Origin of the sequence: Streptosporangium sp. NPDC002544, from assembly GCF_040295965.1 — a bacterium.
Lineage (GTDB): Bacteria > Actinomycetota > Actinomycetes > Streptosporangiales > Streptosporangiaceae > Streptosporangium.
The window spans coordinates 83799-96310 of record NZ_JBEOWJ010000040.1 but is presented as its reverse complement, the minus strand read 5'-3'; the positions used below and the strand labels follow the sequence as shown (position 1 = coordinate 96310).

At 70.1% G+C, this 12512-nt stretch carries 11 protein-coding genes; 9 read left to right on the top strand and 2 right to left on the bottom strand.

The genetic code is table 11. From position 1 onward, the window contains the following. The 5 genes from ABT061_RS41230 to ABT061_RS41210 form a co-directional block, all read left to right on the top strand. On the top strand, window positions 1-856 hold an 856-nt coding region (locus ABT061_RS41230; RefSeq protein WP_502991586.1), incomplete at its 5' end, for a dolichyl-phosphate-mannose--protein mannosyltransferase. A 110-nt stretch (window positions 857-966) separates the two neighbouring features. Continuing rightward, on the top strand, window positions 967-2181 hold the full coding sequence (locus ABT061_RS41225; protein WP_350928521.1) for a hypothetical protein: 1215 nt from the start codon (window positions 967-969) through the stop codon (window positions 2179-2181). A 25-nt stretch (window positions 2182-2206) separates the two neighbouring features. Then, entirely contained in the window at window positions 2207-2479 is a 273-nt protein-coding gene (locus tag ABT061_RS41220) for a hypothetical protein (RefSeq protein ID WP_350928519.1), read from the top strand. 38 nt (window positions 2480-2517) lie between these two features. Continuing rightward, on the top strand, window positions 2518-3162 hold the full coding sequence (locus ABT061_RS41215) for an SRPBCC family protein (RefSeq protein ID WP_350928517.1): 645 nt from the start codon (window positions 2518-2520) through the stop codon (window positions 3160-3162). Between the two features lie 572 nt (window positions 3163-3734). Next, window positions 3735-5240 carry a ricin-type beta-trefoil lectin domain protein gene (locus ABT061_RS41210; protein ID WP_350928515.1) on the top strand — a complete coding sequence of 502 codons (1506 nt, stop codon included), beginning with the start codon at window positions 3735-3737 and terminating at the stop codon, window positions 5238-5240. 263 nt (window positions 5241-5503) lie between these two features. On the opposite strand, the gene ABT061_RS41205 is transcribed toward ABT061_RS41210, so the two are convergent. Continuing rightward, window positions 5504-6196 (bottom strand): TetR/AcrR family transcriptional regulator, encoded by a 693-nt coding sequence (locus tag ABT061_RS41205; protein WP_350928513.1) that lies wholly within the window; start codon window positions 6194-6196, stop codon window positions 5504-5506. A 94-nt stretch (window positions 6197-6290) separates the two neighbouring features. On the opposite strand from ABT061_RS41205, the gene ABT061_RS41200 reads away from it, so the two are divergent. Beyond that, window positions 6291-7919, top strand: coding sequence for an ABC-F family ATP-binding cassette domain-containing protein (locus ABT061_RS41200; RefSeq protein ID WP_350928511.1), 1629 nt, complete (start codon window positions 6291-6293; stop codon window positions 7917-7919). A 6-nt stretch (window positions 7920-7925) separates the two neighbouring features. On the opposite strand, the gene ABT061_RS41195 is transcribed toward ABT061_RS41200, so the two are convergent. Continuing rightward, window positions 7926-8780 (bottom strand): MarR family winged helix-turn-helix transcriptional regulator, encoded by an 855-nt coding sequence (locus ABT061_RS41195; RefSeq protein ID WP_350928509.1) that lies wholly within the window; start codon window positions 8778-8780, stop codon window positions 7926-7928. A gap of 450 nt (window positions 8781-9230) precedes the next feature. Here ABT061_RS41195 and ABT061_RS41190 point away from each other — a divergent pair, with 450 nt between their 5' ends. From ABT061_RS41190 to ABT061_RS41180, 3 genes are all read left to right on the top strand, one after another. Beyond that, entirely contained in the window at window positions 9231-10166 is a 936-nt protein-coding gene (locus ABT061_RS41190) for an SRPBCC family protein (RefSeq protein WP_350928507.1), read from the top strand. Beyond that, complete coding sequence (locus ABT061_RS41185) at window positions 10163-11332, top strand: zinc-dependent alcohol dehydrogenase (protein ID WP_350928504.1); 1170 nt, start codon at window positions 10163-10165, stop codon at window positions 11330-11332. The genes ABT061_RS41190 and ABT061_RS41185 overlap by 4 nt, the downstream gene beginning before the upstream one ends. A 64-nt stretch (window positions 11333-11396) precedes the next feature. Continuing rightward, complete coding sequence (locus tag ABT061_RS41180; RefSeq protein WP_350928502.1) at window positions 11397-12497, top strand: epoxide hydrolase family protein; 1101 nt, start codon at window positions 11397-11399, stop codon at window positions 12495-12497. Window positions 12498-12512 lie beyond the last annotated feature (15 nt).

The following is a 12512-nucleotide window of genomic DNA, read 5'->3' as shown; positions in this document are numbered from 1 at the left end:
CGCGGTCAAGTGGTCGGGGATCTTCTTCCTGGTCGCCTTCGCGATCATGTCCCTGGTCTGGGACGCCGGCGCCCGCCGGGCCATCGGCCTGCGCAAGCCGTACGGCGGGGTCTTCGGCAAGGACCTGCCGAGCGCCCTGCCCGCGCTGGCCCTGCTGCCGGCGGTCACCTACATCGCCTCCTGGGCCGGCTGGTTCGCCTCCCCCGGCGGCTGGGGCCGCAACTGGGCGCAGGCGACCTCGCAGGGCCCGGTGTTCTTCGTCTTCGACTCCTTCCGCTCCTGGCTGAGCTACCACTTCCAGGTGCTGGGCTTCCACACCGGGCTGGCGACCCCGCACAACTACCAGTCGGACCCCTGGTCCTGGCCGCTGCTGCTCCGCCCCGTGGCGTTCTTCTACGAGAGCCCCAAGGGCGCCTGCGGCACCGACAACTGCTCGCAGGCGGTCCTGGGGGTCGGCACCCCGGTCATCTGGTACGGCGGCCTGGCCGCCCTCATCGCCATGGTCGCCTGGTACGTCGCCACCCGCGACTGGCGCGCCGGGGCCGTGCTCCTCGGCTACGTCGCGGGCTGGCTCCCCTGGTTCTACTGGGCGATCGCCGACAACCGGACCATGTTCCTGTTCTACGCGATCCCCATGGTCCCGTTCATGATCCTGGCGATCGTGCTCGTGGCCGGAATGATCATCGGCCCGTCCGGCGCCCCGCCCGGACGGCGGATGGCCGGTGCCGCGATCGTGGGGGCCTTCACCCTGCTGGCGCTGGTCAACTTCTGGTGGCTCTACCCGGTGCTCACCGCCGAGATCATCCCCTACGCCGAGTGGAGTTCACGAATGCTTTTCAAGAAAGGCTGGATCTGACAGCTCGCATATGAGCCACTTAGAAGACATTTCCTAGGGTAGGCACCGTGCAGGATCCATTACGTCACGTTCATCGTCAGAGCAGGCCCGCATACGGCAGACTTCGAGGCATGCCTGCACCGGACGTGGCCGCACTCCTGTCGGAGCTGGAGCGTTCCGAACCCGCCTCCGCCGAGCACGCACGCAGCGCGATCGACTGGCTGACCGGTGGCGAGCCACTGGAGACGATCACCGAGCTCAACGTGTGCGAGTTCCTCTGGTACACGTTGCCCTCCAAGGTCACCGGAGACCGCACCGTGATCGCCCACGCGCTGGGCCGGCTGCTGCGGCTGGGCGGCCTGGAGCGCTACGCCGCCCTCTGCTCCTCCCCCACCACCGCCCACATCCTGCGCACCTACGCCCGCCTGGGCGAGGACGCGGGCATGGCGGCCTACCAGAGCGCCCTGGACGCCACGGGCGTGCTCCCGCCCGACGTTCCCGAGCTGCACTGGAGCTCGATCATGGGCCCCGAGGAGCTGGGCGCGCACGGCGCCTGCTCGGCCGCGCTGGAGCTGGCCATCGTCTCGGGAAGGCTCACCCCCGACTCCGCCGAACGGCAGACGCTCACCAGCCACTGGCTCACCGCGCCCCGTCCGGAGCTGGGCGGCGACAACTGGCTCCACCGGGTCCAGGGTGAGCGGCTCAACCGCTGGGTCCTCGGCCGGGGCACCGCCTGGCGCGAGCTCGCCCAGCCCTTCGAGGTGCGCCTGCACGCCCCCATCCCGGCACCCGACGAGGCTCACCTGGGCGCGCTGCGCTGGCTGCTGACCGTGGGCCGCCGCCCGGGAGGCATCCCGCTGACCCAGCGGGACAACCTCGCCCGTTCCGTGCTCGCGGAGAGCACCTGGAGCGGCGCGGAGCTGGCCGCGGTCCGCGAGGTGGCCCAGGGCCACATGGGTGCGCTGCGCCAGAGTGGCAGGCGCCTGGTGACCACCCCGGCGGGTGAACGCCTGCTCGGCGACGCCGACCTGCTCTGGGAGACCGCCGCCTCCGCGCTGCTGGCCCCCGTCTCGGGGGAGAGCGGCTTCCGTACCTCGGCCAGGGAGGTGGCGCTGATGCTGCTCGCCGACGGCGCCCCCGCCGACCGCGACCACGTCACGGCGGTGATCGACTGCTCGGAGTGGCAGACCGTGGAGGTCGACGCCTCGCTCACCGAGCTGAACAGGCGCCTGGACGCCTTCGGCCTGCGCGTCGACGGCAGCCTCACCCCCGCCGGACGCTCAGCCGCCCTGGCCGCCCTCCGCAGTCACGCCCTCCGGCCCCGCCAGTACGTCAACCTGACCTGATCTCCCTTCGCGTGCTCCGGCTCGCGTGCTCCGGCGCCGCGGCCGACCGGAGCCGTACGAGGACACGGGCGGGCGTGGCGCCGGAGCCCTGCCCGGTGGCGCGCTGCTGGGCATCCCGATCGCCGCGGCCGTCCTGCTCATCCTGCGGGAGGTGGTCCTGCCCCGGCAGGAACGCACCCGAGGGCACCCGAGAGCAGCTGTCACCGGCGCCCGCTACATCGCGCCGGGCTGTGCGGCGCCGCGAAAATTTATCACTTCTTCGCCACGAAATCTCATAGATCACAACAACATGCGATAGAAGATCACATGCACCTATTGTCTCCTCTTGGGGTACACGTGAAGAAGCACCTTCGACTCCTCGCGGCCCAACTGTTCGCCGCGGCCCTTGTCATCACCGCCTTCTCCAGCCCCGCCAGCGCCGACACTCCGGCGAGCGACGCCCAGCTCGCCGCCGAGTGGCAGACCGCATGGGACACCCAGAAGTTCTACGACACCACGCCTCCCGCCGCCGGCTCCGGCCGGAGCCGGGCCCAGAGCAGCATCTCGATCACGATCAACGCCCCCGTCACCAAGGTGTTCGCGGCATATTCCAACATCAACAACCACGTCGGCATGCACTCGTTCCTGAAGCGGGTCGTCACCCACAAGGACTGGTCCAAGTACGGCAAGCGCCACATCAACTTCACCGCCGTCGAGGAGATCCCCTACGAGGGCGCGATCGTCACCAGCAACACGCACGCGCAGCAGCGCATCCACGCCGACGACCTCTACTACGAGACGGACACCTGGTCGCTGCCCGGCGTCGTCACGCACCAGAAGATCGTCTTCACGAAGCTGACCGGTGGGAAGACCAAGGTCACCGAGTACCTCACCTTCGACGCCGACACCTCACTGATCGACTTCGTCGTCGCGAACGGCGTCGCCTCCCATGAGGTGACCCAGGCGGGCCTGAAGCAGGCGATCGAGAGCGGCTCCATCTGATCCCCCCCGGCCGGGGCCCGCTTCCACGGCGCGCCCCGGCCGGCTCGCCACGCAGGCCCTGTATTCCACACATGACCCCGATCGACCTGCGTTGATCCCCGGCGGCTCGCGGGTGTGGCCCGCGCCGTCCCTCACCCACCCCACGAAGACGCCGTCCTCCGGCTGCCCGGTGTCGGCGAGCCCACCGGCGGTCAGGTCGATCACGACCGTACGGCCGCTCGTCCACCTCCCGGTGCCGATGACCCCGGCCGCGCGGAAGGCGGCGACGCTCGCCGCGATCTCCGCCTCAGGCAGGACGATCTCCCCATGCCGCGCCCAGGCTGTCTCCGCTCCCTTGACCAGTGCCGGAGAACACCGGCATTCCGCCCATCCTCGGACTGGCACACAAGTTTCCACATCCCCGGCGGCTCCAAGACCTCGCAGGTCACGAATGGGATGCGGGCCGGCGAGACCCCACCCGGCGATCACATTCGAGGGATGACCTTCTTGACGTAAAAAATTACAAATGTCAAAGTCTCCCTCAAGAGAGCGCTCTCACGCCTCGTCCACCCCCCAACCTCAGAGGACCTGCCGTGAGATTCACCGTGCTGACCGGCGTGGCGGTAGTCGCCGCCGCGCTGGTCTTCCCAGCAGCCCCCGCACAGGCCGCCCCGCCCGGCCCGAACCCGTCCGCGTCCGCCTCCCCCGAGCAGGCGCTACAGCGAGATCTCGGCCTGACCCCCACCCAGGCCCGCATCCGGCAGGCCCACGAGGCCGGGGCATCGGTGGTGGAGCGGAACCTTCGCAAACGCCTCGCCGACCGGTTCGCCGGCGCCTGGTTCACCCCCGCCGAGGGACGGCTCTCCGTCGGCGTTCTGAACGGCCAGGACGCCGAGCTCGTCCGCAGGGCGGGTGCGCTGCCGGTGATCGTGCCACGCAGCGAGAAGCAGCTGGACGCCACGAAGGCCACCCTCGACAAGGCCGCCGAGGCCGCCGGCAAGGACATCTACAGCTGGCACGTGGACCTGGCCGCGAACACCGTGGTGGTGTCGGCCGCCGACCGCGACGCGGCCCAGAGCTTCGTCAGAAGCAGCGCCGTCGACTCCGACGCGGTGAAGGTCGCCGTCGGCCAGGCCCCCAGGCCGCTCTACGACATCCGCGGCGGCGACCAGTACGTCATCAACGGCAACACGCTCTGCTCGGTCGGCTTCTCGGTCAACAACGGCGGCTTCGTCACCGCCGGGCACTGCGGCGGCACCGGCAGCCCCACCCTCGGCTACAACAACGTCAGCCAGGGCACCTTCGCCGGTTCGTCGTTCCCCGGCAACGACTACGCCTGGGTCCGTACCAACGGAAACTGGACACCCCGCCCGTGGGTCAACAACTACGGCGGCGGCAACGTCTCGGTGGCGGGCTCCCAGGAGGCCGTGGTCGGCGCCTCCATCTGCCGGTCCGGGCGCACCACCGGCTGGCGCTGCGGCGTCATCCAGGCCAAGAACGTGACCGTCAACTACTCGGGATCGCTGGTCTACGGGCTCACCCAGACCACCGCCTGCGCCGAGGGCGGCGACTCGGGCGGCGCCTGGATCACCGGTGACCAGGCCCAGGGCATCACCTCCGGCGGCTCCGGCAACTGCTCGACCGGCGGCAACACCTTCTACCAGCCGGTCAACGAGGTCCTCGGCGCGTACGGCCTGACCCTGACCACCACCGGCGGCGGGAACACCAGCCGGCTCATCGGCTGGCAGGACAAGTGCATCGACGTGCCCAACAGCAACGGCGCCGACGGCCAGCGCCTGCAGCTGTGGGACTGCAACAACACCAACGCCCAGAACTGGACCTTCCCCGGCGACGGCACCGTCCGCGCCTTCGGCCTCTGCATGGACGTGGCCTGGGGCTCCACCGCCAACGGCGCCGCCATCCAGCTCGCCAACTGCAGCGGCAACCCGGCACAGCAGTTCGTCCTGAGCGGCGCGGGCGACCTGGTCAACCCGCAGGCCAACAAGTGCGTGGACGTCACCGGCTGGGGCGGTGGCGGCACCCCGCTCCAGCTCTGGGAGTGCAACGGCGGCGCCAACCAGAAGTGGCGCCGCGGCTGACCCGCACCTTCACATGACCCCGTCGGGGCGGTGAGCACCCACCGCCCCGACACCGGCTCAGGCCCACCGGCCGGTGGGCCCGCTGCCGTTCACCGCGACCGCCATCCGCACCGGGCGACAGGAGATCACCCAGGCCCTGGCCCCCTGCAACGGAGAGGGCCGCGGCCGCCTTCACCCCCGGCACGCCGTCCCGGCTCCGGGACATCAAGCGGCGCCGCACCCCCCGAAGGGTGTGCCGCGGCGACTTCCCGGCGCTCGACCGCTCACGTCGACGGAGCGCGGCTCGCCTGGATGCCGTCGAGGAGCCAGGTGAGGCCGAGGGCGAAGCCGTTGTCCCAGTCGCCGTCCACGACGAGGGGGCCATGGGCGGCGAGCGCGGGATAGCGCTCGCGGTTGGCACGCAGGTGCTCTCCGGCCGCCTGCCGCACCGCCGGCTCCTCCTTGGTAAGCCAGGTGGCCTGCATCAGGGCGGAGCCGATGACGTAGTTGGAGAGCCCGTACGCCGCGGCGGTGAGGTGGGGCTCGACGACCCCGGCTCCCAGCAGGGTGGCGTACAGGAACTCGCTGCGGGCGAGCACGTTGGGGCCCAGCATCGGCCGGCCCAGCAGCGCCGCCGACCAGGGGTGCTCCAGGAGCGTGGCGCGCCAACCTCCGATCAGCGCGGTGATGCCGGCACGCCAGTCGCGCTCCCCCTCCTTCGGGATCTCGACCTCCGCGAAGATCGCGTCGAGCGCGAGGTCGAGGACGTCGTCCTTGGTCTTGACGTGCCAGTACAGCGTGGTGGAGCCGGTACCGAGCCGCTCGGCGAGCCGTCGCATGGTCAGGCGGCCGGCGCCCTCCTCGTCCAGCAGGGCCACGGCCTCCTCGACGATCCGGTCCCGGCTGAGCGGGGGAACGTCGCGCCCCGCGCCCCCGGACGATCGCAGCCACACGTTTCCCGCCTTGCTCTTCTCCACGAGGGCGAGTCTAGTATATTGATCGAGCACCGGATCATTGATCCGGCCACTGGAACAACGATCCGGCACCCGTATCAAGCAAAAGGGGGCGGCAGTGGCGGGACATATCGAGGTGGACCGGCTGACCTACGTGCTGCCGGACGGACGCCTGCTCCTGAATGAGGTGTCGTTCCGGATCGGCGACGGGGTCAAGGCCGGTCTGGTGGGACCGAACGGCGCGGGCAAGACCACCCTGCTGCGGCTGATCGCCCAAGATGTGCAGCCGGACGACGGCCGCGTGGTCCACTCCGGCGGGCTGGGGGTGATGCGGCAGTTCATCGGCAGCGTCCGCGACGGCCGGACCCTGCACGACCTGCTGCTCTCGGTGGCACCCGACCGGGTCCGCACGGCCACCGCGAGCCTGGAGCGGGCGGAGTCGGCGCTGGCCGCTCACGACGACGAGAAGACCCAACTGGCCTACGCGCAGGCGATCACCGACTACACCGACGCCGGCGGCTACGACATGGAGGTCGTCTGGGACACCTGCACCACCGCGGCCCTGGGCCTGCCCTACGACACCGTCCGGGACCGTCCGGTGAACACCCTGTCGGGAGGCGAGCAGAAACGGCTGGTCCTGGAGGCCCTGCTACGCGGCCCGGACCAGGTCCTGCTGCTGGACGAACCGGACAACTACCTGGACGTACCGGGCAAGCAGTGGCTGGAGGACCAGCTCCGGGCCAGCACCAAGACCGTGCTGCTGGTCTCCCACGACCGGCAGCTGCTGGCCGGCGCCACCGACCGCATCGTGACCGTGGAGTCACGTGGCGTCTGGGTGCACGGCGGGGGCTTCGCCACCTACGCCCAGGGCCGCGAGGCCCGTATCGCCCGGCTGGAGGAGCGACTCCGGCGCTGGGACGAGGAACACGCCAAGCTCAAACACCTGGTGCGCACCCTGCGGCAGACCGCCGCCAACAACGACGCGGTCTCCTCGGCCTACCGCGCCGCGCGCACCCGGCTGAGCAGGTTCGAGGAGGCCGGCCCGCCGGAACGCCCGCCCAGGAAGCAGAACGTGCGGATGCGACTGCGTGGCGGCCGCACCGGCAAGCGTGCCGTCATCTGCGAGAACCTGGAGCTCACCGGCCTGATGCGGCCGTTCGACACCGAGATCTGGTACGGCGAGCGCATCGGGGTGCTCGGTTCGAACGGCTCGGGCAAGTCCCACTTCCTGCTCCTGCTCCAGGAGGCCGCGGGCGACGCGGCGCCCACGGTGCGGCACACCGGCTCGGTGCGGCTGGGAGCGCGGGTGGTGCCCGGTCGTTTCGTACAGACCCACGCCCGCCCCGACCTGCACGGCCACACCCCGGTCGAACTGGTCCTGGCCGGTCACCCGCTCACTCTGAACGACGCGATGGCCGCCCTCGCCCGCTACGAACTCGCCCCCGCCGCGTCCCAGCGCTTCGAGACCCTGTCCGGCGGCCAGCAGGCCCGCCTGCAGATCCTGCTGCTGGAGCTGTCAGGCGCGACCCTGCTCCTGCTCGACGAGCCGACCGACAACCTGGACCTGGCCAGCGCCGAGGCCCTGCAACAGGGCCTGGCCGCCTTCTCCGGCACCGTCCTGGCCGTCACCCACGACCGCTGGTTCGCCGCCGACCTCGACCGCTTCCTGATCTTCGGCGCCGACGGAACCGTCTACGAGAGCCCCGAACCGGTCTGGCACGAGGGCCGAGTGGAGCGCTCCCGCTGAACTCGCCTACCGCAGGAGCTTGACGAGCAGGGTGCGGAGGTCCTGGGCACCTTCGGGGCCGAGGGTCTTCTCGACGTCGTGCTCGACGCCCAGCATCGCGTCGCGGACCGCGGGGAGGCGGACACGGCCGAGGTCGGTGAGTTCCAGGGCGTAGCGGCGGCGGTCGTGCGGGTCCTGGCCGCGGACCACGATCCCGACCTGGACGAGTTCCTCGACCAGCGACGCGGCGGCCGGTTCGGTGAGGTCCAGATACCGGGCGAGTTGCTGCTGGGGGCAGGGCCCAAGCCGGTCCAGGGCGGGCAGCAGGCCGAAGTGACGGGTGCGCAGGCCGTACTCCGCCAACCTGTGGTCGCCGAGCCGGCGCAGGTGGTAGTGGGCCTGGGCGATGAGGTGTTCGGTGCTCGCGACGGTGGACCGCTCGTCGTGGGCGACCAGCCTGCTCAGCAGCTCGGTGAGGCGCCGCCGTTCGGCCGGGGTCAGCGGGGCGGTGAGCCGGACGTCCCGGTCGGCGACGGCCTGGCGCATGTCCTTCAGCGCGGTACGGCCCTCGTCGGTCAGTGACAGGACATAGGTACGGCGGTTGGCCGGGTTGCGGGTCCGGGTGACGTAACCGGCCTGCTGGAGCCGGTCGAGCAGCTTGACCATGATCGTCCGATTGATACCGAGGCGGTGCGCGAGGTCCTGCTGCGAGGGCGCGTCCTCGTCGGCCAGCACGTCGAGCACCACGAAGTCACGGGACTGCGGCCCGCCCCGTACGGCCTCGCCGGTGATGCCGGTGAAGACCCGCCGCAGTAGATGGCCGATGGTCACGCGCAACGGCCCGGACTCCTCGCCGACGGCCCCTCCCCGCTGATCGGACACGGCCACCACCTCCCCGAACAAGCCTAGCGGCGCTGATTGTTCAGCGAGTTGACGTATGGCACTACTGACGGTTGAAGACCGCACTGACCACCGGCAGGAGTCAGCTCGCGGCCCTCGACACCGCCCTCCGTGACGGCCGTACCCCCCTCGCGCCAGGGGTCTCGGGCCTCTTCCCCGCGGAACGAGACGAACGACAAGGCCGTTCGGATCCCATCGACTCCCGAAGACGTGCCACAGGGGAGGTCTCCGGAAAGTCCAGAACTATTTGAAGGATTCGGACGGTCGGTGTCATCCCAGGTCAGCAGGGGTAGGGACGAGAACTACCGCGGGTGCGCCGTAGACCGGAGGGACGACCGTCCGGGCGGGGTGCCCCTACCGCGGATGGGGCGGCGAGAGCGGTCGTGGCCACCGCTGGAGCGGCGGGAAGCCACCACCCAGGTGAGGAAGATCATGGTTGAAGAACACGAATACCCGACTCCCCCTCTCGTTCGCGCGCTGGGCTGGACCAGCCTGGGACTGGGCGTGGCGCAACTCGCCGCACCGGGTGCCGTCAGCCGCCTGGCCGGGATCGACGACTCGCCCAAGGCGTTCGGCGCGGTGGTGCTGGTGGGCGTACGGGAGTTGTTTCACGCGGCGACCCTGCTGAACAGCCGCGATCCCGCTCCCTGGGTGTGGGCCCGGGTCGCGGGTGATGCCCTGGACCTGGCTCTGCTGGGCCGGGCGATCGCCGGCCGCACCGGCCGGAGACGTGGCCGCGTCACAGCGGTGGCGGCGACGGTCGCCGTCGTCACGGCCGCCGACCTGTGCGCCGCGATACGCGCGAGCCGGCACCGTCCGGAGGAGGGGTCCGCGCGCTGGATGAGCCTGCACGCGGCCGTCACGATCAATCGCCCCCGCGAGGACGTGTACCGGTACTGGCACGACTTCGAGAACCTTCCCCGCTTCATGGCGCACCTGGAGTCGGTGCGGACCATCGGTGATGGGCGATCGCACTGGAAGGTGAAGGGGCCCGCGAAGAAGGCCATCGAGTGGGAGGCCGTGATCGTCGAGGACCGCTCCGGCGAGGTGATCACCTGGCGCTCCACCGGGAAGGCCACCATCGACAACAGCGGTTCCGTGCGTTTCACCGACGCGCCCGGCGGACGCGGCACGGAGGTGCGGGTGAACCTCAGGTACGCCCCTCCGGGCGGCAAGGTGGGCGCGGCCTTCGCCAGGCTGCTGGGCGAGCATCCCGAGCAGCAGGTACGAGACGACCTGCGCCGGTTCAAGCAGGTCATGGAGACCGGAGAGGTGGTCCGCTCCGAAGGGAGCCTGGAGGGCCCCCACGCCCTGCGGCACGCCGTACAACGCCCCGCCCAGCCCGTGATGTCAGGGAGTGCCTCATGAAAGCCAACTGCTGGATGGGTCGCAACACCGTCGAGGTCCAGGAGGTTCCCGACCCCACGATCCTGAACGCTCATGACGCTGTCGTCCGCATCACCTCGACCGCGATCTGCGGCTCCGACCTGCACCTCTACGACGGCTACATCCCGACCATGAAGAAGGGCGACATCCTCGGCCACGAGTTCATGGGCGAGGTGGTGGAAGTGGGGCCCGAGGTGCGAAAACTGCGGGTCGGCGATCGCGTGGTGGTGCCCTTCCCGATCGCCTGCGGCGCCTGCGGCGCCTGCGAGCACGGCATGTACTCGGTGTGCGAGAACTCCAATCCCAACGCCGGTATGGCGGAGAGGCTCATGGGTCACTCTCCGGCCGGGATCTTCGGTTACTCCCACATGCTCGGCGGCTACCCCGGAGGTCAGGCGGAGTACGCGCGGGTGCCGTTCGCCGATGTGGGGCCGATCAAGATCGAGGACGACCTACCGGACGAGCAGGTGCTGTTCCTGTCCGACATCCTGCCCACCGGCTGGATGGGCGCGGAGATGTGCGACATCAAGCCCGGGGACGTCATCGCCGTCTGGGGCGCCGGGCCGGTCGGCCAGTTCGCGATCGCCAGCGCGTTCCTGATGGGCGCCGAGCGGGTCATCTCCATCGACCGCTTCCCCTACCGGCTGCAGAAGGCCGAACGCGCCGGTGCCGAGACGCTCGACTACGAGAAGGTCGACGTCCTCGACGCGCTGCGGGACATGACCGCCGGCCGGGGTCCGGACGCCTGCATCGACGCGGTGGGCATGGAGGCCCATCACCCCGCCGGCGTCGCGCACGCCTACGACCGAGCCAGGCAGGCGACCCGGATGGAGACCGACCGGCCGTATGCCCTGCGCGAGGCGATCATGTCCTGTCGCAACGGTGGAGTCGTCTCCGTGGTCGGCGTCTACGGTGGCCTGATCGACAAGTTCCCGATGGGCTCGCTGATGAACCGGTCGCTGACGATGCGCAGCGGCCAGTGCCACGTGCAGCGCTATCTGAAACCCCTGCTGGGCAGGATCCGCAACGGCGACATCGATCCCAGTTTCGTCATCAGCCACCGCATGCGGCTGCAGGACGCCCCGCGCGCCTACGAGATGTTCAAGCACAAGCAGGACGAGTGCAACAAGATCGTCCTCACCCCCTAGCGGGGTCCTCCCCCCGGTTCCTGACGGACACCACCTGACCGCGATTGATCCTACGGTCGCGCTCATGACAGAGAACACATCCGTTGTCCCTTTCCGTATCGACGTCCCGCAGGCCGAACTCGACGCCCTGCGGGACCGTCTGGCCCAGACGCGCTGGCCCGGGGAACTGCCCGGTGTCGGCTGGAGCCGGGGCACGCCGGTGGCTTACGCCAGGGAACTGGTCGAGCACTGGCTCACGGGCTTCGACTGGCGGGCACAGGAGCGCAGGCTGAACGAGCTGCCGCAGTTCACGACCGTCATCGACGGACAGACCATCCACTTCGCACACGTCCGTTCGGATAATCCCGACGCGCTGCCGTTGCTGCTCCTGCACGGCTGGCCCGGCTCGTTCGTCGAGTTCCTCGATGTGATCGAACCGCTGACCAAGGAGTTCCATCTGGTGATTCCCTCGCTTCCCGGGTTCGCGTTCTCAACGCCGCTGGCCGAGCCCGGCTGGACGGCCGCCCGCATGGCCGGGGCGTTCGTCGAGCTCATGGCCGTGCTCGGCTATGAGCGGTATGGCGTTCAGGGCGGCGACACCGGCGCGTTCGTCGCCCCGGAGATGGGTCACCTCGCCCCCGAGCGCGTCGTCGGCATCCACCTCAACGGCGTCCTGTCATTCCCGGCGGGGGTCGAGGGAGAGGACGCGCGACTGTCCGAGGCGGAGCGGCAGCGCTCGGCGGAGCTGGAGGAGGCCACCGCCGGCTACGTCCCCATCCAGTCGCGATCGCCGCAGACGCTCGCGTTCGGCCTGACCGACTCGCCTGCCGGGCAGCTGGCATGGATCGCCGAGATCTTCCACCGGTGGGCCGGGACGCCCATCGACCGCGACCGGTTCCTGACCAATGTCAGCGTCTACTGGTTGACGGGCACCGCGGGCTCCTCGGCCCAGATCTACTACGAGCAGGTGAACGACCCGATGGCGTGGGTGCCGAAGCCGAGCGGCACCGTGCCCACGGGCGTGCTGCTCGCCGGGTCACACGAGTACGGCATCCGGCCCTACGCGGAACGCGACCACAACATCGTGCACTGGTCGCAGAAGAACAACGGCGGGCACTTCTTCGCCATGGAGGAGCCGGAGGTGTTCGCCGAGGACGTGCGGCGGTTCTTCGGGAACCTCACGTAAGGGCGTTGGTATTCG

What these genes read in the sequence shown, in the direction of transcription:
- ABT061_RS41225 (WP_350928521.1), top strand. Translation starts at nt 967, where the DNA reads ATGCCTGCACCGGACGTGGCCGCACTCCTGTCGGAGCTGGAGCGTTCC.
- ABT061_RS41190 (WP_350928507.1), top strand. Translation starts at nt 9,231, where the DNA reads ATGGTTGAAGAACACGAATACCCGACTCCCCCTCTCGTTCGCGCGCTG.
- ABT061_RS41185 (WP_350928504.1), top strand. Translation starts at nt 10,163, where the DNA reads ATGAAAGCCAACTGCTGGATGGGTCGCAACACCGTCGAGGTCCAGGAG.
- ABT061_RS41180 (WP_350928502.1), top strand. Translation starts at nt 11,397, where the DNA reads ATGACAGAGAACACATCCGTTGTCCCTTTCCGTATCGACGTCCCGCAG.